The sequence below is a fragment of the Winogradskyella sp. PC-19 genome, assembly GCF_002163855.1.
In the GTDB taxonomy this organism is placed as follows: domain Bacteria; phylum Bacteroidota; class Bacteroidia; order Flavobacteriales; family Flavobacteriaceae; genus Winogradskyella.
Window position 1 is genome coordinate 473,688 of sequence record NZ_CP019332.1, and the last position, 25,877, is coordinate 499,564.

21 protein-coding genes are annotated in these 25,877 nt (G+C 33.1%); 13 read left to right on the top strand and 8 right to left on the bottom strand.

The genetic code is table 11. The features are described 5' to 3' along the window. Positions 1-18: 18 nt before the first annotated feature. Positions 19-303, bottom strand: coding sequence for a DUF3817 domain-containing protein (locus BTO05_RS02250; protein WP_087491098.1), 285 nt, complete (start codon positions 301-303; stop codon positions 19-21). Positions 304-443: 140 nt separating this feature from the next. Between BTO05_RS02250 and BTO05_RS02255 the strand changes: the two genes are divergently transcribed. Further along, the gene (locus BTO05_RS02255; protein WP_232459763.1) at positions 444-2,930 is read left to right on the top strand and encodes a zinc-dependent metalloprotease; all 2,487 of its coding nucleotides are present in this window, start codon (positions 444-446) and stop codon (positions 2,928-2,930) included. An 18-nt stretch (positions 2,931-2,948) separates the two neighbouring features. Continuing rightward, complete coding sequence (locus BTO05_RS02260; RefSeq protein ID WP_087491099.1) at positions 2,949-4,229, top strand: NAD(P)/FAD-dependent oxidoreductase; 1,281 nt, start codon at positions 2,949-2,951, stop codon at positions 4,227-4,229. On the opposite strand, the gene BTO05_RS02265 is transcribed toward BTO05_RS02260, so the two are convergent. Next, on the bottom strand, positions 4,226-4,585 hold the full coding sequence (locus BTO05_RS02265; RefSeq protein WP_087491100.1) for a DUF2237 family protein: 360 nt from the start codon (positions 4,583-4,585) through the stop codon (positions 4,226-4,228). The two genes, BTO05_RS02260 and BTO05_RS02265, sit on opposite strands and share 4 nt — an antisense overlap. Before the next feature lie 77 nt (positions 4,586-4,662). Here BTO05_RS02265 and BTO05_RS02270 point away from each other — a divergent pair, with 77 nt between their 5' ends. Together BTO05_RS02270 and BTO05_RS02275 are read left to right on the top strand one after the other, a co-directional pair. Further along, entirely contained in the window at positions 4,663-5,094 is a 432-nt protein-coding gene (locus BTO05_RS02270; protein ID WP_087491101.1) for a DUF2452 domain-containing protein, read from the top strand. Between the two features lie 84 nt (positions 5,095-5,178). After that, positions 5,179-5,640 carry a cold-shock protein gene (locus tag BTO05_RS02275; RefSeq protein ID WP_087491102.1) on the top strand — a complete coding sequence of 154 codons (462 nt, stop codon included), beginning with the start codon at positions 5,179-5,181 and terminating at the stop codon, positions 5,638-5,640. Between the two features lie 176 nt (positions 5,641-5,816). Here BTO05_RS02275 and BTO05_RS02280 read toward each other — a convergent pair whose 3' ends face one another. Next, complete coding sequence (locus BTO05_RS02280; RefSeq protein WP_087491103.1) at positions 5,817-8,105, bottom strand: type IA DNA topoisomerase; 2,289 nt, start codon at positions 8,103-8,105, stop codon at positions 5,817-5,819. A gap of 183 nt (positions 8,106-8,288) precedes the next feature. Between BTO05_RS02280 and BTO05_RS02285 the strand changes: the two genes are divergently transcribed. Together BTO05_RS02285 and BTO05_RS02290 are read left to right on the top strand one after the other, a co-directional pair. Further along, a complete protein-coding gene (locus BTO05_RS02285; protein WP_198295253.1) occupies positions 8,289-9,206 on the top strand; it encodes an EamA family transporter in 918 nt (305 codons plus the stop codon). A 51-nt stretch (positions 9,207-9,257) separates the two neighbouring features. Further along, positions 9,258-10,811 carry a DEAD/DEAH box helicase gene (locus BTO05_RS02290; RefSeq protein WP_087491105.1) on the top strand — a complete coding sequence of 518 codons (1,554 nt, stop codon included), beginning with the start codon at positions 9,258-9,260 and terminating at the stop codon, positions 10,809-10,811. On the opposite strand, the gene BTO05_RS02295 is transcribed toward BTO05_RS02290, so the two are convergent. Then, entirely contained in the window at positions 10,808-11,080 is a 273-nt protein-coding gene (locus BTO05_RS02295; RefSeq protein ID WP_087491106.1) for a hypothetical protein, read from the bottom strand. The genes BTO05_RS02290 and BTO05_RS02295 overlap by 4 nt on opposite strands. Positions 11,081-11,353: 273 nt before the next feature. Between BTO05_RS02295 and BTO05_RS02300 the strand changes: the two genes are divergently transcribed. After that, entirely contained in the window at positions 11,354-11,755 is a 402-nt protein-coding gene (locus BTO05_RS02300; protein WP_087491107.1) for an HNH endonuclease, read from the top strand. Positions 11,756-12,085: 330 nt separating this feature from the next. On the opposite strand, the gene BTO05_RS02310 is transcribed toward BTO05_RS02300, so the two are convergent. Further along, positions 12,086-12,448 carry a hypothetical protein gene (locus BTO05_RS02310; RefSeq protein ID WP_157662516.1) on the bottom strand — a complete coding sequence of 121 codons (363 nt, stop codon included), beginning with the start codon at positions 12,446-12,448 and terminating at the stop codon, positions 12,086-12,088. Positions 12,449-12,881: 433 nt separating this feature from the next. On the opposite strand from BTO05_RS02310, the gene BTO05_RS02315 reads away from it, so the two are divergent. Beyond that, complete coding sequence (locus BTO05_RS02315) at positions 12,882-13,451, top strand: Crp/Fnr family transcriptional regulator (protein WP_087493261.1); 570 nt, start codon at positions 12,882-12,884, stop codon at positions 13,449-13,451. Between the two features lie 64 nt (positions 13,452-13,515). Then, positions 13,516-14,256 carry an acyl-CoA desaturase gene (locus BTO05_RS02320; RefSeq protein ID WP_087491110.1) on the top strand — a complete coding sequence of 247 codons (741 nt, stop codon included), beginning with the start codon at positions 13,516-13,518 and terminating at the stop codon, positions 14,254-14,256. A 13-nt stretch (positions 14,257-14,269) separates the two neighbouring features. On the opposite strand, the gene BTO05_RS02325 is transcribed toward BTO05_RS02320, so the two are convergent. The 3 genes from BTO05_RS02325 to BTO05_RS02335 all read right to left on the bottom strand — a co-directional run bounded on the left by BTO05_RS02325 (position 14,270) and on the right by BTO05_RS02335 (position 19,435). Then, positions 14,270-16,765: a T9SS type B sorting domain-containing protein gene (locus BTO05_RS02325; protein WP_087491111.1), complete on the bottom strand. Its 2,496-nt coding sequence runs from the start codon at positions 16,763-16,765 to the stop codon at positions 14,270-14,272. A gap of 42 nt (positions 16,766-16,807) precedes the next feature. After that, on the bottom strand, positions 16,808-18,817 hold the full coding sequence (locus BTO05_RS02330) for a M13 family metallopeptidase (protein ID WP_087491112.1): 2,010 nt from the start codon (positions 18,815-18,817) through the stop codon (positions 16,808-16,810). 69 nt (positions 18,818-18,886) lie between these two features. Next, the gene (locus BTO05_RS02335) at positions 18,887-19,435 is read right to left on the bottom strand and encodes a hypothetical protein (RefSeq protein ID WP_087491113.1); all 549 of its coding nucleotides are present in this window, start codon (positions 19,433-19,435) and stop codon (positions 18,887-18,889) included. 389 nt (positions 19,436-19,824) lie between these two features. On the opposite strand from BTO05_RS02335, the gene BTO05_RS02340 reads away from it, so the two are divergent. The 4 genes from BTO05_RS02340 to BTO05_RS02355 all read left to right on the top strand — a co-directional run bounded on the left by BTO05_RS02340 (position 19,825) and on the right by BTO05_RS02355 (position 25,837). Further along, a complete protein-coding gene (locus tag BTO05_RS02340) occupies positions 19,825-20,277 on the top strand; it encodes a hypothetical protein (protein WP_087493262.1) in 453 nt (150 codons plus the stop codon). Between the two features lie 270 nt (positions 20,278-20,547). Next, positions 20,548-21,864 (top strand): hypothetical protein, encoded by a 1,317-nt coding sequence (locus tag BTO05_RS02345; protein WP_087491114.1) that lies wholly within the window; start codon positions 20,548-20,550, stop codon positions 21,862-21,864. A gap of 122 nt (positions 21,865-21,986) precedes the next feature. After that, positions 21,987-23,450 (top strand): gliding motility-associated C-terminal domain-containing protein, encoded by a 1,464-nt coding sequence (locus BTO05_RS02350; protein ID WP_087491115.1) that lies wholly within the window; start codon positions 21,987-21,989, stop codon positions 23,448-23,450. Further along, complete coding sequence (locus BTO05_RS02355; protein WP_087491116.1) at positions 23,447-25,837, top strand: PorP/SprF family type IX secretion system membrane protein; 2,391 nt, start codon at positions 23,447-23,449, stop codon at positions 25,835-25,837. The genes BTO05_RS02350 and BTO05_RS02355 overlap by 4 nt, the downstream gene beginning before the upstream one ends. Positions 25,838-25,877: the final 40 nt, after the last annotated feature.

Consider the following 25,877-nt stretch of genomic DNA (forward strand, 5'->3'; position numbering starts at 1 on the left):
AAACCTAAGAAATATTACTTAAGCAGTATGTGGTTTTAAATATTTCTTATCAACATAAAAAGTCCCAAAAGGGATTAAAGAAGCTGCAAGAACTATTAAGAAGGTTTTCTGACTCCATTTAAAATCTGGTTTTAACCAAATGGCCAATACAATATATACTACAAATAATAGACCATGCGGCATGCCAAGCAACTTTACATATTGTGGGTCATTATTAAAATATTTAATTGGTACAGCAACAAATAAAAGTAAGATATACGAAACACCTTCTAAAAAGGCTATGACTCTAAAAAAATTCAACATAAAACATCAATTTTTAAAGTGCAAAAATACTTTAGAATTACAGATTATTAATCGATTTTAACAGCTTTTAAGAATAAAATAAAAACTAATATTCTATTAATTATATTTACACTTTATATTAAAATAAACCACCAATTCTGATGATTTCTATTAAAAAACAACTCATTATTACACTATGTTTATCTCTATTTTTAGGGTTCAATTTTTCTGAAGCTCAATCAAAACGTAAACGAAAAAAAGATGCTAAATCAGAAGCTGTAACACCAAAACCAGCTGCAAAAAAGAAAGGTAAAATAAAAGATTACGATAAAGTAATTACAAAGGATGCCATTAGTGACGATGGTTTGTTTAAAGTTCATCAAGTAGGAGAGAAGTATTTTTTCGAAATCCCTAATGACTATTTAGACACAGATATGTTATTGGTAAGTCGATTTTCGAAATTACCAACAGGACTTGGTGGCGGTTATGTTAACGCTGGTACCAAAACTAATACAAGATTGGTAAGATGGGAACGTTTTAAAAACAAAATTCTAATAAAAGAAAGGTCTTACAGTGCAGTCGCTGATGATAGTTTACCTATTAATATTTCTGTTCAGAATAATAATTACGAACCAATCATATACGCTTTTGATATACAAGCTATATCTAAAGATTCTACTGCTGTTGTTGTAGATGTTAGCTCTTTTTATGGTACAGATGTAAAAGCAATTAGTGGTTTGCCATCTAGGTACAGAAAACAGTACAAGGTTAGAAATTTAGATAAATCTAGAAGCTTTATTAACTCAATGAAAAGTTTTCCTGAAAACATAGAAGTTGTTCAAGATTTTACATATAACGCTGCAGAACCACCTTCAAATGGCGGTATTGAGTCTATAAGTATTCAAATGAACCAATCGATGATTTTGTTACCTAAAGAAAAAATGCAACCTCGTTATTTTGATGAACGTGTTGGATGGTTCACGTTAAGTAAATATGATTATAGTAGCGAAAAACTTAAAGCAGACCGCAAAACTTATATTCGTCGATGGAAATTAGTACCAAAAGATATTGAAGCATATAAACGAGGAGAATTAGTTGAACCTGTAAAACCAATTGTTTACTATTTAGATCCAGCGACACCAGAAAAATTTCGCTCATACATGAAAGAAGGTATTGAGCTTTGGCAAAAAGCATTTGAAGCTGCTGGTTTCAAAAATGCAATTATAGCAAAAGACCCACCAACTAAAGAGGAAGATCCAGATTTTAGTCCAGAAGATATACGTTATTCTGTGGTAAGATATGTTGCGAGTACAACACGTAATGCAACTGGGCCAAGTGTTTCTGACCCAAGAACGGGAGAAATTATCGAAAGTGATATTATTTGGTACCACAATCATTTACGCTCTTACAGGAACCGTTACTTGTTAGAAACTGGAGCAGCTAATCCTTCTGCAAGAACATTGGACACACCAGCGGAAGATATCGGAGAAATGATGAAAATGGTAATCGCTCATGAGGTTGGACATACATTAGGCTTGCCACACAATATGGCAGCAAGTTACGCATACAATGTCGAGAATTATCGTGATGGTGCATTTACGCAAAAAAATGGTATAGCGGCTACAATTATGGATTATGCTCGCTACAACTATATTGCACAACCTGGAGATCAAAACATTCGTTTTATTAGACAGTTAGGACCTTATGATGATTATGCTATTAACTTTGGATATCGTTATTATCCAGAGGTTAATTCTGCAGATGATGAACTTCCAATTTTAGATAAAATGGTTTCTGCAAAAAGTGGAGACCCAAAATATATGTTTGGCAGTCAAGGTAGCCGTTTTGATCCAAGGTCTCAAACTGAAGATATCGGAAACAACAGCATCAAAGCCAGTACTTATGGCTTGAAAAATCTTAAAATTGTTGCAGCTAATCTACCACAATGGACTAGTGACCAGACTAATAATTATGATGACTTAGGAGAATTATATGGCGAAATGTTAGGCGTTTGGAATAGGTACATTGGTCATGTGACATCTCATGTTGGTGGTGTTTACGAAGACACTCAAAACCCTTCTCAAAAAGGAGATGTATATACTATGGTCCCAAAAGAACAGCAAAAAGCAGCAATGCAATGGTTACATAAAAATGCATTTGCAAGTCCTACTTGGTTAGTTGATAAAAAAATTCTTAATAAGATTGATTACGCAGGTTATACAGAGCGCTTAAGAGGTTTGCAATCAAGGCATCTTAACCGTTTGATGAGTTTTGAAACCTTAGGTAGACTCATAGACTATAATGCATTGGATGCAACAAATTATTCTGCCCTAGAAATGCTTCGTGATTTACGAAAAGGTATTTGGTCAGAAGCTAGTTTAGGTAAAAACGTTACTGTTTACAGACGTAATTTGCAACGTGCGCATATCGACCAATTATCTAACTTGATGACTGGTGAAATGAATAGACGCTTTTCACGTAAATACTATAATGTAAATCAATCTGATGTAAGATCTCTAGTGCGTGGTGAGTTAAATGTATTAAAGCAAAGATTACGAACAGCTGCAAATTCAGCTGTTAATACAGAAACAAAATACCATTACCGTGATGCTATTGCACGCATTGATAATATTCTAGACCCAAAATAGTCAGTTTTAATTTAAATAATGAATAGAGAAGAATATAAGATTCATATTGTAGGTGCTGGTATCAGTGGATTGATAGCTGCTAAAACTTTAGAAACCCAAGGTTATAAACCAATAATTATTGAAGCTACAAACTGTGTAGGTGGTCGTGTCAAAACTGATATTGTTGACGGTTATCAGTTAGACCACGGATTTCAAGTGCTGTTAGATGCATATCCTAAAGCCAAAGAGCACTTAGATTTTAATGCGCTGAAGTTACAAGAGTTTTTACCTGGAGCTACAATTTTTTATAATGGAAAGCAAACAACTATTGGCGACCCATTACGTAATTTAAGTTTGTTATTTCCAACGTTAGTTTCTTCAATAGGTAACTTTTCTGATAAATTAAAAATATTAAAACTAAATACCGCCTTAAAGAACAAGTCACTAGCGTCGATATTTGATAGCGACTCTTTGTCAACATTAGATTATTTAAAAGTTAAGGGTTTTTCGGATGAAATCATTCAACAGTTTTTTAAGCCTTTTTTTTCTGGTATTTTTTTAGAACCAGATTTAAACACATCGAGCAGAATGTTTGAATTTGTCTATAAAATGTTTGGTGAAGGTCTAGCAGTGCTACCAAAATCAGGAATAGGGGCTATTTCGGAGCAATTAAAGCAGCAGTTAAATCATACAGAGTTTATATTTAACACCAAGGTTAAAGCTGTGGATGATAAAAGTTTGACGCTCACAGATGGTCAGGTAATCAACACCCATTTTACAATTATCACATCTGGTGCAAGCTATTTGATTGATAACTTAAAAAACCAAGATGTGAAATGGAAATCATGTTACAACATATACTTTGAGGCAGAAAAAAGAGCAATCTCAAAGCCATTGATTGGTTTGATTGCAGATAAAGATGCCTTAATTAATAATATTTTCTTTCACAATAGTCTAGACACATCACAATCTGGAAGCAAAGAACTATTATCAGTTACTATTGTAAAAAATCATGACTTAGATGAAACTGCATTGTTAGATAGAGTAAAAGCTGAGTTAAAAGAACTTTGTAACATTTCGGTTGTTAGACATATTAAGACATACCATATCAAACAAGCATTACCAGATATTGATAACTTACAAAATGAAATATCACCAACTGAAACACAAATAAAACCTACCATATTTTTAGCTGGCGATTATTTACTTAATGGCTCTTTAAATGCAGCTATGATTTCTGGAGAACGTGCAGCACAAGGCGTAATTATGAGTTTAGAAGATGGGTTAGTGGTCGAAAATTTATCTTCAGAGTGGATTTAAATACTATAGCTTTCCAAAAGTTCTAAACTTGTAAACTCTAAAGCTTTTATGTTTGTAGCATTTAAATCTATTTGAGGTGCAACACCTGCCTTTTCAGCTTCTAGCCAACGCGATATACAAAGACACCATTTATCACCTGGCTTAAGTCCTGGAAATTGCCATTGTGGTATCGGTGTTGTCAAATCATTACCTTTTGACTTTGTATACACTAAAAATTCCTCAGTTATCACAGCACAAACCACATGTGTACCAGTGTCTTGTGCTAGTGTCCTACAATAACCATCTCTAAAATACCCAGTCATTGGGTCATTGCAACATGCGATTAATGGTTTATTGTAGACATTGAATGTTGCCATATTTGGGAATTTATTAAGTTTAATACTTACAAAATTATGTATTTTTGTAGAAAATATTTAAAAAAAGATTAAACAAAATGGCGGATAAAAAACCTGACATGGTTGTTTTTGATGAAGATAAACAGCAATACAATGCTGCTTTCTTACCATATGCAACTAGTTTTAGCGCACCACAAATCAAGGCTCCAAATAATGGTAGTTGGAAAAATTCGCAGATATATAAGGCTAATAAACATTTAAAGACAAAATACGAAGCTCTTAAAGCAGAGTACGAGGAGTTAATGAAAGTTCTTGAGTATAATGAGCTAATCACGGCTTCAAAGTTTAGTTTTGAGCCCTTGATTGGCGAGATTTATCATTTATACAATAATGATAAAAATCAACCTTTTCTTTCTATAATTAACCCAGATACCTGTAGTTTTGAACATTTAGGTAGCTTTCGTTTAACCTCTGATTATCTGTGGGAAAAAGTAGAATCTAAAGTTGAATCTACATTAATAAATCAATAAATCATTCAGAGATTATTGAATTTGTTAGGCTTAATACATGATAAGCCTTACCTTTATACCAAATTAAAACACTGAAAGTAATACATGGCTAAATCGCAACAAACATTCAACAAAAGCGAAAAAGAAAAAAAACGTTTAAAAAAGCGCGAAGACAAACGTAAAAAAATGGAAGCGCGCAAAGCTGAAAAGGAAGCTAATGGTGGTTCTGGAGGAATCCCAATAGCATATGTAGATTATAACGGTAATTTGACGGATACACCGCCAGACCCAGATAATAAAATTGAAATTGAGGCTGAAAACATCGAAGTAAGTATCCCTAAAACATTGCCAGGTGAAAAAGTAGAGTTTGACCCAATCCGTAAAGGAAAAGTGAACTTCTTTGATTCTTCAAAAGGTTTTGGATTTATCATTGACGAAGAGAATAATGAAAAATACTTCTGCCACGTTAGTGGTTTAATCGACGAAATTGTAGAAAACGATAAAGTACAATTTGAACTTGAAAAAGGTCAACGTGGTATGAATGCAGTTAAAGTAAAGCTCATTTAATACCTCATAAATCATAATTAATTAAAAGCCATTATCGTTGATAGTGGCTTTTTTGTTTTATGTCATTCAGGTGTTATTCTGTCATTCAGAACGCAGTGATGAATCTCTTTTGACACTTTGGGAATTACTGTAGATTCATCGCTATGCTCAGAATGACAACTTATTATGTGATTAAACTATCCTCTAAGTATTTCAAATACCAAGGCTTTTGTTAGCTGTTGTCCATTCGCTTTTTGACGTAATAAATCATAAGAGAATCTAAAGTCACAGCCAGATTTATAATCACTGCATCCGTAAGCCGTTTTACCTTTTATAATTGTGCCTTTTTTACATTTTGGGCAGACATTTTCAGGAAGGGATGTAGTAGCTGATGCTGCTTTCTTTGGCTCTAATTTAAGTTTAAAACCATCATCAAATCGCAATAGCCCTTCGATAGCTTGTCCATTGATTTTAAACCCTTTAAGGTTGACAGTCGAACCTTTACTTAAAAGTCTGATAAGCTGATTATCTGATATTTTTTTATTCTCAAATTTAAATGGTAATGTAAAATTGCAAGCGGTTCCGTAGTCACTACAGCCATAAGCAGATTTCCCTTTTATTAATTGCCCATTTTTACATTTAGGACACGATTGTCCGACAACACCTTTATTTGATTTTGGTTTACCTTTTGATGCTTTTGCAGGTTTGTTGTTTACTGCCGATATGCGATTCACTACTTTTTCAGTTCTCACTTCATAAACCAAGGCATCTACCATACGCTTCATGCTTTTGATAAAAGCAGAAGCAGAATATTCACCTTTTTCAATGTCTTTTAGCTGTTTCTCCCATGAACCAGTGAGTTCCGCAGATTTCAATAATTCATTTTGAATGGTATCAATCAATTGAATACCTGTAATTGTTGGTAGAATCTGTTTTTTATTGCGCTTAATATATTTTCTTCTAAATAAAGTTTCAATAATATTGGCACGTGTAGACGGTCGTCCAATACCGTTTTCTTTCATTATATCACGTAACTCGTCATCATCTACTTGTTTCCCAGCAGTTTCCATAGCACGTAGGAGTGAGGCTTCCGTAAACTGATTCGGTGGTTTGGTCTGTTTTTCTAGAAATGATGGTTCATGTGGCCCTTTTTCGCCTTTTGTAAACGTTGGTAATAAGTTCTCTTTTTTAGCACTCGAATTTTCAGTTTCAAAAACAATACGCCAACCTTTAGATAGGATTTCTTTTCCTGTGGTTCTAAAGTTGACTTCGGCAGCTTTACCAATAACAACCGTATTTGAGACTTTACAATCGTCATAAAAGACAGCGACAAAACGCTTTACAATTGCATCGTAGACACGTTGGTCATTGTATTGCATATTAATCTGCATTCCTGTTGGAATTATAGCATGGTGATCTGTGACTTTCTTGTCATTAAAGACCTTAGCTGACTTCTTTATCTTTTTATCGAGTAGAGGAGAAGTCAATGCCGAATAATCGCTTAGCTTGCTTAAAATGCCTTTTACCTTTGGATACACATCGTTTGGTAAAAACGTGGTATCAACTCTAGGATAAGAAATGGCCTTTTGCTCGTATAAACGTTGTGCTGTTTTTAGCGTTTCGTCTGCAGACATGCCAAACTTGGTATTACAATACACTTGTAATCCAGTTAAATCAAAGAGTTTTGGCGCATATTCGGTTCCTTTTTTCTTGGTAATAGAAACTATTTCAAACTGGTCTTCTTTGACTTTATTTGCTAGTATTTCGCCATCTTCTTGTTTCAGGAATCGACCTTCTTCGTAACTAAAAAGTGTATCACGATAGGTCGTTTGCAATTCCCAGTAGGGTTGTGGTATGAAATTTTCAATCTCTTTAAAACGTCTCACAAGCATTGCTAATGTTGGTGTTTGCACACGACCAACAGATAATACTTGTTTGTAACCACCATGCTTTACAGTATACAATCGTGTGGCATTGATACCCAACAACCAATCGCCAATAGAACGCGAAAATCCAGCATAATAGAGATTATCGTAATCCTCAGAAGGCTTGAGGTTATTAAACCCTTCTTTAATCGCTTCTGTGGTTAAGGACGAAATCCAAAGACGTTGTACTTTGCCTTTATAATTGGCTTCGTTCAATACCCAACGCTGAATCAATTCTCCTTCTTGACCAGCATCACCACAATTGATGACGACTTCGGCTTTATCAAATAAACTTTTTACAATGTTGAATTGTTTTTTAATGCCATCGTTATCCGAGACTTTGACTTCAAATTTTTCTGGAAGCATTGGCAAGTTGTTCAAATCCCAACTTTTCCAATACGGCTTGTAATCTGCAGGTTCTTTGAGTGTACACAGATGTCCAAAGGTGTAAGTCACTGCATAACCATTACCTTCAAAATAGCCATCACGCTTGGTAGATGCACCAAGAACAGCAGCAATTTCGCGAGCAACACTAGGCTTTTCGGCTATACAAACTTTCACTTTAAGTCTTTAAAATTAGAACTTCCAAAATAAAGAAATTTAGAGATTTTAAAAGCAATTGCCTCATAGAATTATCAGGAATTTATCAGCTATCACTAAATATGTTAATCATTTCATTAAAAAGATAAAAGACAAATATCAAAAGCTATTTTTGTCGAGAAATTAAAAACCAACAAAATTAAAATGCGTAAAAGCACCATCCTTATTCTTTTAGCGTTCTTCTCAACCTACGTATTTTGGGGTTCGACCTATTTGTGGAATAAAATTGCCGTTGCAGAATTGCCAGCATTTATGCTTGCTTCAATTCGGTTTTTAGTTGCTGGTGTACTAGTTTTAGTGATTGCAAAAATCCTAAAAAAGCCATTATCTATCTCACTTAAACAATTCAGAAATGTAGTGATTGCAAGTGTACTATTTTTGGTATTTGGAAATGGCGCTTTTGTATACGCACTACAGTTTGTTGATAGTGGTTTTGCGGCATTAGAAGCTTCCATAAATCCTTTGATGATTTTAATCATTATGCGTTTGTATCAAAAAAAGCCTATACAATTGCGCTCTTTAATTGGTATAGCTTTGGGTATTATAGGTATGTATGTTTTGGTAAGCCAAAAAGGTCTTAATCTACAAGACGGTAGCATCACCGGAATCCTAATTATTTTTGCGTGTGTATTAAGTTGGAGTATAGGTAGTGTGTTTGTTTCGCAGGCCGAACTTCCTAGTAATTTCTTTGTCTCTACAGGCTATCAAATGTTTTGTGCTGGTGTATTGTTAGGCGTTATCAGTCTTTTGGCTGGTGATACTTGGACAGCACCAAATTCATGGCAAACCGATACACAAATTTCAATGTTATGCTTGGTGTTGTTTGGCAGTATTGCAGCGTTTACCTCATTTAATTATTTACTAAAAAAAGTATCTCCAGAAAAAGTATCTACTTCAGGATATGTGAATCCAATAATTGCTTTGCTATTGGGTTGGTATTTTTTGGGCGAATCTATAACGCTTCAAACTATAATTGCAGGAAGTTTGCTGCTTTTAGGTGTTTATTTTATAAATACGAGAAAAGAAAAACGTCGTACAAAAATTTCTTCGCGTTCTGTTTAATTCATCACACTTTTAAATGTAGTTTTGCATTTCCAAAACTTACGAATATTTATGTCCGAAAATAATTCAGCATTACAAGAAAAGAAAACCGATAAAGAGCTTTATGACTATCAGCAAGGTGCGATTCAGCAAATCTTTGATAAGTTTGATAATGCTCCAGAAGATTACCACTTATTATATCAGTTGCCAACTGGTGGTGGAAAAACGGTTATCTTTTCAGAAATGGTACGTCAATACCTAAAAAACCACAACAAAAAGGTGTTGGTGATGACGCACAGAATTGAATTATGTTCGCAAACCTCAAAAATGTTGACCAGTTTTGGGGTTACTAATAAAGTAGTAGATAGTAAAGCCAATCTCGATGACCAGGCAGATTACAGCTGTTTTGTGGCCATGGTCGAAACACTAAATAACAGATTAAACGATGGCATCTTAGATATCTCTGATGTTGGTTTAGTGATTATTGATGAGGCACATTACAACTCGTTTACAAAACTGTTTAAATTCTTTGAAAAATCCTTTATTCTTGGTGTTACAGCAACACCATTAAGCTCTAATAAAGAGCTACCAATGAAGGACAATTATAACGAGTTGATTACTGGCGAAACTATCGAAAACCTTATCGAAAACGAGTTTTTGGCGCGACCAGAAGTATTTCAGTACGATATGGGTTTGACCTCATTAGAAGTCGGTTCTAATGGTGATTATACGGTAAAGTCGTCTGAAGATTTATACTCAAGTCCAGCCATGTTACAAAAGCTGATTGATGCTTACAAAAAACATGCGCTAGGGAAGAAGACGCTTATTTTTAATAATGGTATCAACACCAGTATTAACGTGTATTATGCCTTTAGAGAAGCCGGAATTCCAATCATGCACTTGGACAATACAGCAACTAAGAAACAGCGTAAGCAAATCTTAGATTGGTTTCACGAAACACCAAATGCAATATTAACCTCTGTAAGTATCTTAACGACTGGTTTTGATGAACCTACGATTGATACCATTATACTAAATAGAGCTACAAAATCATTGACCTTATATTATCAAATGATAGGTCGTGGGTCTCGTATTTTGAATAACAAATCTAAGTTTACAGTTGTAGATTTAGGAAATAACGCTTATAGATTTGGACCTTGGGGCGCAGATTTGGACTGGCAATTGATTTTTAAATCACCGAATTGGTATGCAGACCGAATCGTATCTGACGAAAAGATTGAAGCGAACTTTAAACACGATTTACACGAAGATATTAAAGACGAATTTGCGAAGTCTGAAGATACCTATTTTGATATCCAACAAACTTATAAAGATGCTGTAGCCAAAGGCGAAAGCTCTAAAGTAGTGCTAGAACGTTCTATAGAACATCATGCAAAAATCTGTATCGAAAATAGCGAAGACGTTTACGATGCATTAGCCTTAGCAAAACTGCTTAAAGACGATATTAATAATAGACTTGAGCTGTATGCAAAATGCATTAGTAAAAGCACATTCAACTTTATGAAATGGCTTAAGGACGACTACAAACAGAAACTGAATAGTTATTTACGTGCCAATTTTGACGAAAAGTTTGAAGAAATACACGGTTATCCGCCAGAAGATTAAGACGCTTGTCTATGCTGGTCTTGGATTGTACGCTTAATTTGTAATAAATGCGATACAATAGAAGATAACTCAATCCTAAGGAAACGTGTGTCTTTTTTACTAAAATCCTCGATGTGGTGCTTGTATATAGATTCTAAACCATCTTTTATAGATATAAAGAAACTATCATCGTTAGCATCTAAAGCTACAGAACTTTTAAAATTACTTTCGGTAAGCAACCAATACGATAAACTATTGATCTGCGTGAATAAGGCTAAGTTTTTATCCATGATACATAAGTTTAATAAATTGAGGGCTTATGCAATTTACTCTCAGATGCTTATAGTTTTAGTATTTAAAAGTTAAGACGCATAATTTTTCACTAAGCGTTTTTTTATGGATTATAAATACAATAAACAACAGGATATGTATAATAGAGTATAGCTCTAAGTATTGATTGATAGTTTATATTTTACATAATATAAATTATAGAACAATTTAATATTATGGAGATTATTATAAATTATATAGTTTTGTAATACAATCATTTGATTAATAACACTTTGAATATTATAATTACACAAATACAAAATCAAGACTCAGACCAAATTATAATAGCGATATTAGTTTTAGTTTGGATAATTGTAATGACTTACGTGTTTTTCTTTACTGGTAAATCAAAACCTACAGATTATAAATCAGAAACTGAAATTGATGTTAAACCTTATTGGTTCTACAGGAGTTTTATGAGCCGTAAAGATTATTACCGTAACATCTATTTAAAATCTGATGCTTGGCAACGCAAACGTTATGTCGTTTTAAAGCGTGATGATTGGAAATGTGTGTATTGCGGTGAACGCGCTACGCAAGTACATCATACACGATACGCTAAGTATAATATAGGTAAAGAACCTATTGATTGGCTAGAATCTGTATGTAGACCTTGTCACGAAGATTTACACTGAATTAAATATATTACCTAAAATATACGTGCTCATTTCACCTATTGATTCGCAAAAGTTTTATAAGGTCCTTAAAAATAAGTAATAGAAATATATCTATTATTATTAGTATTATCATATCTGTCAGTACCATTATAAGCAATCCCAATACTTTTAACAAAATCTTCCTCTTCTCTAGATATTAATTCATACCTCTTCCTTTTGAATTCTTTAATGTTGTCTTTTAATTTCAACATTGAATCATCAATAAAATTGGCGCTATAATCAAAATTATAAATATTACCATTCAAGATAAAAGAATAATCTTTGATTGATTTTCTAGATGTTAATTCTTTAAATTGCGGATAGTAATATTCTTTGAGGGTTTAATCTAAAAGGACTAACATAGTCAGTTTTTAAACTAAACTTTTCTTTTAATTCTGGCTTGAGACTATTTAAAATAAAACCAGAAAATAATCCTTCTTGAGATTTTTCAATTTCCTCAGTCGAGATTTTTAAGTTTAGTTTTGCAGTCTCATCAGAATATACCTCCCATTTCGTAATTATAGGATTAGCTAATATATCACTTGTGATTTCAATATCTGTGAAATCATTATTGGTAAATAATTTAAATGACATTCCTTGTAGAACACTCCTATTGTAGAATAAGTTTCTAAATTCTCCTCCAAGTTCTATATTATTGTTTATATATCTCATTGGTTTAATAAACTTACCCTTCAGAGAAGCTTCTATTAATGTTGGCAATTTTGCTATCGCACTTTTTCCTGCACTATTCTTCCCAAAAAGTATAGTTATAGGTTTTAATTCAAGTTCTGTTTCCGTTTTGAATGATTTATAACTACTGAATATAATCTATCATATTACGAATATAAAATATTTCAAGTTCTAAACATAGCTAGAACTTTTTGGTTTTAATACTCATTCCACACACATTCCACTACGCTCCTATTGTCGCTTCGTAAAAAGAGTGTTTACTCGCACACACTATTTAAATAAATAAGTGCTCGTGATTACTTCGCAATTCATTAACTGAGTAGAGAAACTTTTATTCCCAATTTACTGTTATTTCATTTACACATCTTAAATGATATTTCTAATTTTACTTTCGTAAATGTATAATACCAAGAATTTGGAGCAGATAAAAACCTATTTAGAACAAATTGCAACAATTTCAGATAAAGATTGGAGCTTCTTTATGTCTAAACTTCAACGTGCAGTTATTCCTAAAAAAACAGTTTTTTTAGAATGTAATTCCATTGAGCAAAAAATCTCATTTATAGAAGATGGCGTGGTACGGCTTTATATCCCTAAAGAAGACCCAGATAAAGAGATTACGTTTGGTTTTAGTTTCAAAAACCAGTTTATAAGTGCTTACGATTCGTTTTTAACACGTAAACCGTCGGCGTATCAATTGCAAACCCTTACTAAGACAACACTTTTAAGCATTACCTACGATGATTTGCAAGATGTGTATAGCAACACCCAAATTGGCAATCTTATTGGTAGACTTACTGCTGAGCGTTTATTTTTACTAAAGTCAAAACGTGAACAGAATTTATTAAACCTTTCTGCAAAAGAGCGTTACTTAAAATTATTTAAAGAACGTCCTGAGTTGCTTAAGGTTATTCCTTTAAAATACATCAGTTCTTATATTGGTGTAACGCCACAAGCTTTAAGCCGTATTAGAAAACAAGTATAGCGTTTTTCTTAATCTAGGTTCATTGTATGATCTAATACACAGGTATAACTTTGCAAAAAAAGTTATGACTATAGTGTTTTTTGTTATCGTACTTTGGTATGGAGGTTTGTTTTTTCAATCGTTCTTTCTGCACCGTTATGCGGCACACCAAGTATTTACGATGTCTAAACGTATGGAGCGCTTAACTTATGTGCTGACTTGGGTTTTTCAAGGTTCTAGTTACCTCAGTGCGTATGGTTATGGTATTATGCACCGCATGCACCATGCGTATACAGATACCGAGAAAGACCCACACTCACCTTCTCACGACCCAAATCTTTTGGCGATGATGTGGAAAACGAAAACCATCTATCAAGATATAAATAAACAACGTATTAATGTTGATGAAAAGTTTACTAAAAACGTACCACAATGGAAAGCCTTTGACCGTTTTGCAAGTTCTCGTTTATCGCGTTTACTTTGGATTGGGTTTTATGTTTTGTTCTTCGTTCTTTTTGCAACCGCTTGGTGGCAATGGTTACTATTACCAATAACCTTTTTAATGGCACCTATACATGGCGTAATTATCAATTGGTTTGGGCATATTTATGGTTATGTGAATTACCAGATGAAAAATACTAGCAAAAATCTGTTTCGTTTCGATTTTTTAATGATGGGCGAAGGGTATCATAACAACCATCACAAACATGCTAGTAGAGCAAATTTTGGAGTAAAATGGTACGAAATTGATGTGACTTATGTTATCATAAAAATATTAAACGCCTTTGGTCTCATACGCCTTAAACCTATTGCTATAAGAGATTAGTTACTTTAGAAGCTTAACGTTTTAGAGTAAAATGACCTCTTATAGCTTTACCATCAATAAAATTGATACTATACCAATAATCACTAACAGGTTGTAATTGGTTATTGTAAGTACCATCCCAAAATAGTTGTCCATTAGTTAAGGTTTTTAATAATTTACCGTAACGGTTAAATATAGATATCGTCTGGACTTGGTTTTCTGGGTCTAGGACTAACCAAAAATCATTGACACTGTCGTTATTTGGTGTAAAGAATTTTGGGATAATAAATCTTGGATTTTCTTGTGTAACACGCTCAGTAATAAAACTTTCTTCAAAGCAGTTTATGGCTTCACCGTCTGAATTATAAGGGATGATAGTTACAAATATCTCAGTATTTTCTGGTAGGTTTTCTGTAAGATTTATGTCAGTTTGATTACCAATATTTTGACCATTGAGTATATCAGTACTTCCTATACTTGTTCCCACAGTAACAATATAACCATCAGTATTTGATACTGGATTCCAACTTATATTGGTGTTAACCGCTACATTTTGTTGTCCATCAAAAGGGTTTTGAAGGTTTGTACAATTTGGCAAAGATATAATGTCTTCTGTCATAAAACTTTCTTCGATACAGCCTTGAGCTTCTCCAATAGAATTAACAGGTATTATGGTAACGTAAATGGTGCTGTTTTCTGGCAAGTCAGTTATTGGGTTGTAAGTTGTAGTATTACCAACATTTATAGTATCGACAATTTCTGTTCCGTTAGGACTTGTACCTATTGAAATTATATAGCTATCGGCATCAGTTATCGTATCCCAACTTATACTAGTATTTACATATACTTGTGTGTCTTCATCTAATGGTGAAATTAACGTTGTACAACTTGGAGAACTTGGCGCGTTACCAGTTGTAAACCATTCTAAAACACAGCCAATAGCATCGCCAGCTGTATTAAATGGAGTAATCTCAACATTTATTTCAGTATTTGCAGGCAAATCAAATGGCAAATCATAAAAAATAACATCTCCAAGAGTCTCTGCATTTAATAAAACTGTATTTGTACCAATGGCAATTTCATAACCTGTAGCGCCAGTAACTGCATTCCATGAAAAATCAGTAGATACTGAGACATTTGTCTCGCCTGCTAAAGGCATGGTAAGTGTTGTACAGGTTGGCAATTCTATTAAGGTTTCGGTAGTAAAGCTCTCTTCTTCACAACATGTGGCATTACCAGAATCACTATGAGGAATAACTTTTACAAATATTTCTGTGTTTTGAGGCAAATCTGCAGGTAAAACATAAGTTGTTTGGTTTCCTACATCTACTCTATTTGCAATGTCAACACCTCCAGATGTTGTACCTATAGAAATTAAGTAATATGTTGCTCCAACTACAGCATCCCAAGAAATGTTAGTATCTATAGCGACATCAATAGCGCCATCTACAGGTTCTGTTAAAGCGGTACAGTCCAATATTTCAAAAGGTAAACAGTTTGTCGTATTTATCTCTGATATTGCATTACAACCACTTAGGTTATTAAATAGGTTGACGTTTCCAATAATTTGATTTGCCGTTAGTACATTACAAAGTGGGTCACAATCGGACAGCATTGGGTTATCATGAATCATTACCGTATCGGTACCTTCATAGCCTGGTCTGGAAATCTCTTCTAAAGATTGAAGTCCGTTTAAGGTTGCTAATGATGCATTATTACGAATGGTCATTGTTTGTCCGACTACTCTTAGACTTTTAAGTCCACTTAAATTTACCAATATCGGATTATCTTGGATGAGTAAATCATCTTCTAGCTCTTCTAAACTACAAAAAGCACTAATAGTACTAAGGTTTTGATTGTTTCCCACAGATAGACTTAGTGTCATCTCCATGCCGCCACCAATAGTCGTTAGGTTTTCAAAACCTGAAATATCTGATAAACCAATATTGAAGAATTGAATAAAATCACTTACTGTTGTAACGTTATTAAAACTAGGAATGCTTGTTAATAAAGGACAATCATTAAATGCCATAAAACCAAAGCAATTTTGAAAAATTTCAAAACCAGAGATTGTTTCTAGAATAGGATTATTTGAGATAGAAACCCAAAACTCTACTGATATTGCATTATTAAAACCACTAATAATTGTTAGTCTAGGATTATTTTGAACGCTTAAAACCATGCTTAAGGTTTGCAAGTTTTCAAAACCAGTAATTGTTTCTAAAAGTGGATTATTGCTTATTTGAATTGTATTATAAACCATATCTAAAGCACCAAAATTAGTTATCTCGGTAATTTGAGTATCGTCAATAAATATGCCTGCTACAGTTTCTAAAAAATCTAAACCCGATAAATCAGTTACATTTCCTGTTATGAACAATTCATTTTCAAGATTTGTACAATTTTGATAAGTCGCAATAAAATCATCAAGCTCTGCTTGTCCATTTATATTAATAGAAGGTCCAATTGGAGGACATTGCCCAATAGCTATTGTTGAAATGAAAAGAAAAAAGTAGGTAAGTTTTTTCAAGCTTAATTTTTGAGCTAAAATATACTTTTCAAAAGTAAATTACTACCAAATCTTTATACGCTTCTCTTCTACTCTATAATTAGCTTCTCCAGGTTTTACATCAAAGGCTTCATAAAATGGAGTAAAGTTCATTAACGGCCCATTAACACGCCACATTGGTGGCGAATGTGGGTCGTTAGCTACATAGTTTCGTAGAAACTCATCACGCATTTTTACACGCCAAATATTAGCAATAGACAAAAAGAAACGTTGGTCTGGTGTGAAACCAGCAATGGTTTCATTGCCTTGACCTTGTTCTGTGAGTTTAAAAGCATCATAGGCGATAGCAATGCCGCCATTATCTGCTGTATTTTCACCAACAGTCAATGCACCTTTAAGATGTACAGAATCTAAAACTGTAAAGGCGCCGTATTGTTCGACGATTTGGTTAGTTTTTGCTTTAAACTTTTTGTAATCGTCTTTGATCCACCAATTGGTGACATTACCGTCTTTATCAAATTGGGCACCTTGGTCATCAAAGGCATGCGTAAATTCATGACCAATCACCATACCAATGCCTCCATAATTTACAGCATCGTCGGCGTATAAATCAAAATAAGGTGCTTGTAAAATCCCTGCAGGAAATACAATTTCGTTTAATGATGGATTATAATATGCTGTAACTGTAGACGGCGTTGTGCCCCATTCGTCTTTATTTGGTGGTTGGTTTAGTTGTTGTAATTCATACTGAAAATCATTTTTACGTAATGCTACCACATTTTCAAAAAATTGATTTCTATCAATCTCAACATCATAAGTACGCCAAACATCTGGATATCCAATTTTTTTATTAATCGCGTAAAGCTTTTCTTTTGCTTTTACTTTGGTGCTATCGCTCATCCAATCTAAGTTATCAATACGTTTTTCTAATACTTTCTGAAAATTGTTGACCAAATCTAATGCACGCTTTTTGGCATCTTCATTAAAATAGCGCTTCACATATAATTGTCCCAATGCAAAACCAATTTGCTGGTCTACACTTCTAACCATCTGCTTGTCTCGTGGTTGTTGCTCAGACTGACCAGATAATACTTTTGAATATTCAAAAGCAGCATCCTGAAAAGGTTTACTCAAAATATTATCATGTGACCCAATAGAATTAGCCTTTAGATATAATTTCCAATCGTCTAGTGATACCGATGCTAACATCTTATCCAAAGTATCGTAATATGCTGGTTGTGCTACATCAATCGAATCAGTTTTTGCGCCTAAATTGACCAACATATCACTCCAATTGATATTTGAATGTCTTTTGTCTAAATCTGCAACAGACATTTTGTTGTAATTGGCTTTAACATCTCGTCTTTCGATTCTGGTTTTATGAGATTCTGCTAATTGCTTCTCTATATTATAAACGATTTCGGCTTTTTCATTGACTTCAGTATCACCAACCAATTCAAATAAACGCGCTAAGTATGTTTTGTAAGCGTTTTGTATTTCTTGCACTGATTCGCCTTCAATGAAATAATAATCTCTGTCTGGTAAACCTAATCCTGCTTGTGCCAGATGTAAGATATTCATCTCACTATTTTTCTGGTCTGGTGATATATACGGTGCAAACATGGAATAATCACCAGTCTGTAATTGTGTAGCCACAAATTGTGTCATTACATCAACATTATCAATAGCTTCAATACGTTGCAATATAGGTTCAATAGGTTTTATGCCACGTTTATTAATTTTTATTGTATCCATACCAGAAGCGTAAAAATCGCCAACCTGCTGCTCTACACTACCATCAGGATGCTCTTGTGTAGAGACTTCTTGTAAAATATTTTTCAGTAATTCTTGTTGTGGGATATTTAAAAAACGGTATGCTCCTACGCCTACTTGGTCGTCTGCAATAACAGCACTATCCATCCATATCTTATTGACGTGGTTGAAAAAGTTGTCACCTGGTTTAATGTTTTTGGAAATACCGTCAAATGTTACGACTTGTAATTCTGGTTTAGTTTCCTCTTTACAAGAAGTTAAAAAGGCAATTAGCGATAGTAATGCGAAAAAACGTTTCATGAATATTTAGATTGATTCTCTCAAATATACGCATGAAACAGTAATTCTTTATTGAATTTATATAATTAACTAATTAATACGCTCCAAATCTAATGCTAGTATCATGTCACGGTTAACCACAGAGGTATCATCTTCCTTATTAAGTTTAAGAATTCTTGTAACATCGCTTTTTTTAGCGATTTGCTTTCTACAACGTTTTGTAAGCATTGGGTCTTTGTCAAACAGTAACGTTGGCATTGCATATTCAGTACCATCAGGTGTTTGTACTTTCATGAAAATCTCTTGTAGTTTATTGTACAATCTATCATTACCAGGTACATAAGTATAAAAATTGTAATGTCCGCTAGCATCAGTCTTTATAGTAGCGCTGGTAACAAGCTCTTTATTTTTATTGACTTCAAAATCACCTTTTTCGTTAGCTTGATTAATAGTTATAATATAATCTTTTGCTGGTGTAGTACCATCGCTCATATATAAAGTACCCGAAATTTTAAAGGGCTGCGATTTGGATTTGTAGCCTGGTAGTGCATCAGTGTTACTTAAAACTGAAGTTTGAGAAAATGAAAATCCAAGGCAAAATAGGATTGTGAAGATTGAAAGGTTAAGATTTGTTTTCATGGGATATTTGCAATAATTATTCTTCTAAATTCAATAATTAAAACTGTAACTCCTTAAAAATCATACGAATTCATAAAAAAAACGATAAAAAGATTTCTGATGTAAAATTTTCCGATGAAAAGCCTCTATTTATTGAAATTTACAGGTTTTAAAACTTTCTATATTTTATCATTTTTACATTTTTTTTATTAAAATGACTTGAGTTTTCACAAAATAAACCAAAATGTATTTCGTCTATAAAATATGCTTTTAATCAAGTGTTTATGCACTTTGTCTAAGAAAAATGCATTTAAATGATGAAATTATTCATCGAAAAAACCAATAATTCACTTGGTTTTCTTAATAAATTACATAGATTTGTTTCACCCAGTCTATTAAAAAACAATAAAATGAAAACAAAATTACTCCTACTTATGGTTGCTTTTTTATGCACTTCGCATTTTGCAAATGCCCAAAAAAAGTCAAAACCTTTGAGCTTTATAAGCGGTAAAGTAAATATCTCTAAATATCATGATCGTGAAGAGTTAGATCAAATGAATAAAGGTGGTTTATTAAAACTATACGTTGAACGTATCGAAGTTATAGTTAACATATTACCAAATATCGCCTTTGCAACAAATCCTAACGTAACAATGTCTTCTATTGGTATTCCAAATACAAAAGAGAACACAAAGGCTTTAATCGAAAATAAAGAAGCTTCACGTGAGTATTTTGATAGTACTATCGAATTTCAGAAGAAAATATTACCTTATTCTGATACTTCAGATTTGATAACAGCAATACTGTTTTATGAATCTACATTAAAATCCTTATATACTTATAATGATTTTAAATCTAATTAATAACGCAGTTTTAATTAATGTAATGTAAGTTAAAGCCTCATTTTTTATGAGGCTTTTTCTATTAATTATACCAAGTTTTATATCAAATAAATCTAAGTTTTAATGTAACCATCTGTTAGTATGACTTTTAAAACCTAGACAAACGACATTTATATGTAAGTATTTTCATTATTTTCTAAATAATTTATGTATTACATCGATATTAGTTGTATTTAATGGGTTATAGTTATATGTTTGATATGCCCACGAATAAATATAAACTTAACCTACATGAAAAATACTACTCTAACTACGCTCATATTACTATTTATGATATGTAGTTTATCGGCACAACAAGAAAAAGGGATTATTGGTTATAATAACTGGTTGCAATCTTGGACAGAGTTTTCTCCTAGTAAAAATGTTTACAATGAGCCTACTCAAATTTTGACCGGAACTATTGACGCCGACTTGACCCTAAAGAAACGTGATATTTACTTACTTTTAGGAGATGTCTTTGTTACTGATAGCACTACCCTTACCATAGAACCGGGTACTGTGATTTTAGGAGACTATAAATCTAATGGCACACTAACTATTACTAAAGGTTCTAAAATAGTAGCCAAAGGTGAACAAACAGATCCAATAATTTTTACATCTAATAGACCTTTAAAGAAACCTGGTGATTGGGGTGGCATTTTTATACTAGGTAATGCACCTACAAACAAACTCGGTAATGAAAGTGTTATTAACTATGGTTTAAAACCTGATGCCTTAGAGAATCTTAAATATGGTGGTGATGACACTATGAGTAATTCTGGAATCATGCGTTACGTTAGGGTTGAATTCGCAGGAAAACGCACCAAAAATTTTGGTCATTTTAGCGGACTTACACTAGCTGGAATTGGTGAAGAAACGGTAATTGATAATGTTATGGTAAGTTATTGCAGTGGGAATTCATTTAATATACTTGGCGGTAATGTTATTATCGAGAAATTGGTATCCTATAAATCTAACAGAAATGATTATGCCTTTAACGACGGTACCCAAACGAGTATTACCAATTCATTAGCGATACGTTCGCCATACGTTTCTAGTTCTGATGGATTTAGATCTATGTACATTTCATCTTATAAAGTTAAAGATGAAGTAGATATTGAAAAGGCTGAAACAAACGTATATGCAAGTAATGTTTCTTTGATAAATGTTAGCAAAAATTTGGATTCAGATATTAAAATTGGTCTAGTAAAAGAAGCTATATACATTAAAAACAATGCTTCTTTTGCGATTGACAAGAGTGTAATTTCTGGTTTTTTCCCTGCAGTAATTTTAGATAATAGTATTAAAATTAATAATGAAAACTTACAAAAAATAAAATTTGAACGCACCTATTTCAATAACTGTAAGGGAAATATATTCTCTAAATACAATTCAAATAATGAAGATTTAGAAAGTTGGTACGGAAGTCGTGCTTTCGATAATGTATATTCAAAAGGTCCAGACACTGAAACATTCATTGATATAGCTGATTCTAGAAATCCTGATTTTAGATTACGAATCAATAAAATTATCGCAACAACAGATACTGATGTTGATGATGACGATTAAAACTTAAGCATAATAACAAATATATATCGTGTGTTTTTGTAGTTAGATATTACTCTAGCTTAAAAAGTCCATATCAAAACCGAAAAAACAAAGCCTATATATAAATCTACAATCCTCCGTTAATGTACCCTAATCTAAGTTTAAAGACAGTCTCCTCGTACCTGTGTTTATTGGTTTTGTTATTCACTAAACCATTAAAAGCTCAGATAGTTATTGGTACACCAACTTTAGGTTTTAGTCAGGCTTGTGCAAGTGATACCTTTAATACTTACAGTACTAGTTTTGTTTTTTCTCCAGAAGCTGGATTACAGAGTTCTAATCAGTTTATTATAGAGCTTTCTGATGCCGATGGGGATTTTACAGATGCAACAGTTATTTATACTTCTACTGCTGGTAGCGTTACAACTTCGCCAGCAACATTAAACTTTTCCTTACCAACAACTACATCAGGAGAAAATTACAGAATTAGAATAAAAAGTACGGCGCCAGTAGCAACTAGCTCTGCTTCTACTTCTTTTGCGGCATATTATAAACTACAAGATTCTCCCTTTACAATAAATAATCTGGTATCTACAGGTGCATATTGTACAGGAAGTAGTTATCTGTTGACTATTGATAACCCAGGTTCAGACACAAATGATTCCCCATTAAATTATCCTTCATTAACTTTTAATTGGTTTAGAGAGACTAGCCCTACTACATCTGTTTTTGTTGCAGAAGGACCAACATTGGCGGTTAATACAGAAGGCACATATTTTGTTGAAACTAATTATGGAAGTTGCACATCAAATTCTGCTTCAAATCGTGTCACAATAACTGAGGCTTCAAATGGCCAAGCAGATGCAACTATTGTTTCTAGTTTAGGGAATCCATATTGTCCGGCTCAGGGTTTGACAACATTAACGACTATTGGCGGAAATAGTTACCAATGGTATAAAGAAGGCATTGCGATTGATGGTGCTACTAATCAAATGTATCAAACAAATGAATCTGGTGATTTTTCTGTTCAGGTAGATTTAGGAGAATGTTCAGCATCAGGCTCAATTGCACTTATGAGTGAATTATTTGATAGCGATATAAACGTAAATGAGATTAATGCTATCGAAGAAGGAGAAACGCTTACAGTTACAATAACAGATACAGCAAATAGTCCTGTATATGAATGGTATTTTAATAACAATTTAATTCAAAACGAAACCGAAGCTAGTTATGTAGCTTCTGAATTTGGTAATTACAGTGTAGTTATTTCTGAAACTAATGGCTGTAATGGTTCTGTCGAATATCAATTTACAGTCCAAGAAGCCATAGAGCAGTTTCCGAATGTCGATAACATTCCAAACTTAATAAGTCCAAACGGAGATGGTGTTAATGATACCTGGATTATTCCAACTGATTACGTGAGCGGAACAAATTCAGAAATTCGAATATTTACAAATCAAGGTAAACTTGTTTTTCAAACTAACGATTATCAAAACAATTGGCCGCAAAATGATTTAGGCCTAACCAATATTAACCAAGTGTTTTACTACATCATCGAAACTGATAATGGCAATACACAAAAAGGGTCGATTACAGTAATAAAATGAAATCTTTAATTCTAACAATTATGGTATTTGCATGTACTTCACAATTTGTTCTTTCTCAAGAGAATGATGGTGTGGTATCATTTGACTTACCTGTTAGAAATTCACAAATGTTCAACCGTTTTGCTATAAACCCTACATTTAGTTTTGTAAGAGAACAATATAAGTATGCTAGCATTTTTAATAAAAGAGAATGGGTGCAATTTAATGACGCACCACTCACCTATTTAGCGAGTTACTCAGGTCGTTTTGCTGAAAATATTGGTGCTGGTATTGGAGTTTTTCAGCAAAATTATGGTGTCTTGACAACATTTGGTGGTATACTTAACTTTGCTTATAACGCAAGACTGAACAGAGATAATAACTTTACTTTTGGTTTAAATATAGGTGCATACAGTAGCGGAATAAACGATGGAAATGTAGTTACTAATTTTCCTGATCCGTCGCTACAAAATATTCCATCAAATTTTTTAGTCACAATAAATCCTGGTATCAATTACGGAACCGCTTTTTTAGATTTTGGAGTATCTGTAAATAACTTATTTGCGTACAATATATCATCCTCAGAAATGCTTAAGGACGACCAAAATCAAAGCCTGCAAGCACATGTTATGTATACAGGTTATATGTCTAGTCGTGGTTTTTTTGATGATGCTCGCTTTTCTGGTTTAATTAGAAGTGAATTTATGCAAGATGAAACAATACTATCTGCAAATGCAATGGTATATGTTCCAAAAGGACTTTGGTTTCAAGCAGGATACAATACGCTTTATGGTGCTTCTGGTGGTGTTGGAATTAATATTACTAAAGAAATTGCTATTGAATATAACTTTGAAACTGCATTTGGTGATTTAGTAGATTTTGGTCCTTCACATGAAATCACATTGGCTTATAGATTTAAAAGTAGTCGCTTCTTTGATTATAGCAGACAAGATGAAGTTAGTGGTTTAATCTCTACAGATAGAAAGCCAAAACGCCGCATTGTAAAGTCCTCTACTCCTAAAAGAACAATTCAAAAACCTGCTGAAAAAGATGATTCTGATGTATTAGTAAAAGCAGAAGCTGAAAAGGAAGCACAACGTTTAGAAGAGGAAAAAGCGTTGAAACTCGAAGAAGAGCGTCTAGCAAAACTTGAAGCTGAACGATTAGCTGACCTAAAAGCCAAACAAGATGCAGAAAGAGAAGCAAAAGCTGTAGAAGATAAAAAAAGGAAAGAACAAGCTAGAATAGAAGCAGCAAAACGTGCACAAGAAACTGCAAAAAAACAAGCCAAAGAAAAAGCTAGACTTGAAGCAGAAAGAAAAGCCAAAGATGAAGAAACTCGTATTGCAGAAGAGAAGCGGAAAAAAGACATAGAAGAACAAAAACTTAAAGCAGAGGCTGAAAAAGAGGCACAACGTATTGATGAAGAAAGAATTGCAAAAGAATTAGCTGATAAAAAAGCTAAAATAGAATTAGAAAAAGAGAATCAATTAGAAGAAGAACGATTAGCAAAAGAAAAAGAACAACAAGACTTAATTGATAATCCAAAGGATGAATTAGGTAAAGCCTTAAAAGCATCTCAGCAAGAAGAAATAAAACAAAAAGACTTATTAGATAAGTATAATAAAGCTGTAGATGGTAAAAATGAAAACCTTAGAAATTTAAAAGAAGAAAATGATTTAAGCGAGCAAGGTATAGTAGTAAAACCAAAAGAATTTAAAAGTGTTACTAAAGAAAATAACGAACTAAAATCTATTAAGGTAGAACTAGATGATATCATCATATCTAGAGAGCAAAAGATTAATGAATTAGAGAAGCTTTACGAAGATATGTATGAAGCGGATACAATTGTCAACCAAACGGTAATGTTGTATTATAAGAAAGAAATACAACGCTTAAAAACTGAGCAAGGCAATGCTAATGATATCAAATTAGATTTAGAAAATAAACTCGAAGAGATTCAAATTGCTATAGAATTTGAAAAGCGTCGTCGAATAAAACGTGCAGAATTTAATAATGAAGAAGAACGCTATACAGAAGACAGAGCAACATTGGAAAATCTTAAAGAATCAACGGAAGTAACAAATAGTATTTTAAGTGAAGAAGACTTTGACTTCGGCATAGAGCAAAGTAATAATATTCAGATTCTAAAGAATGTAAATTACATCGAAAGTGGTTTCTATATGGTGCTGGCTGTACACACAGATAAAGAAAAACGTGATGAGTTTTTAACTAAAATTATTGCCTCTGGCGTAAGTAACATTGATTTCTTTTATGACGTCAACACAAGTCAATATTATATATATCTAAAGACATTTAATAACATACAAGAAGCTAATAATGCTTTAAAAAACAAAGCAACAAAATCATATAATTCAAAAATGACAATAATCAAAATAGAGAATTAATTAACATATCCATATAAATGTATTCAGTTATCTATTACGC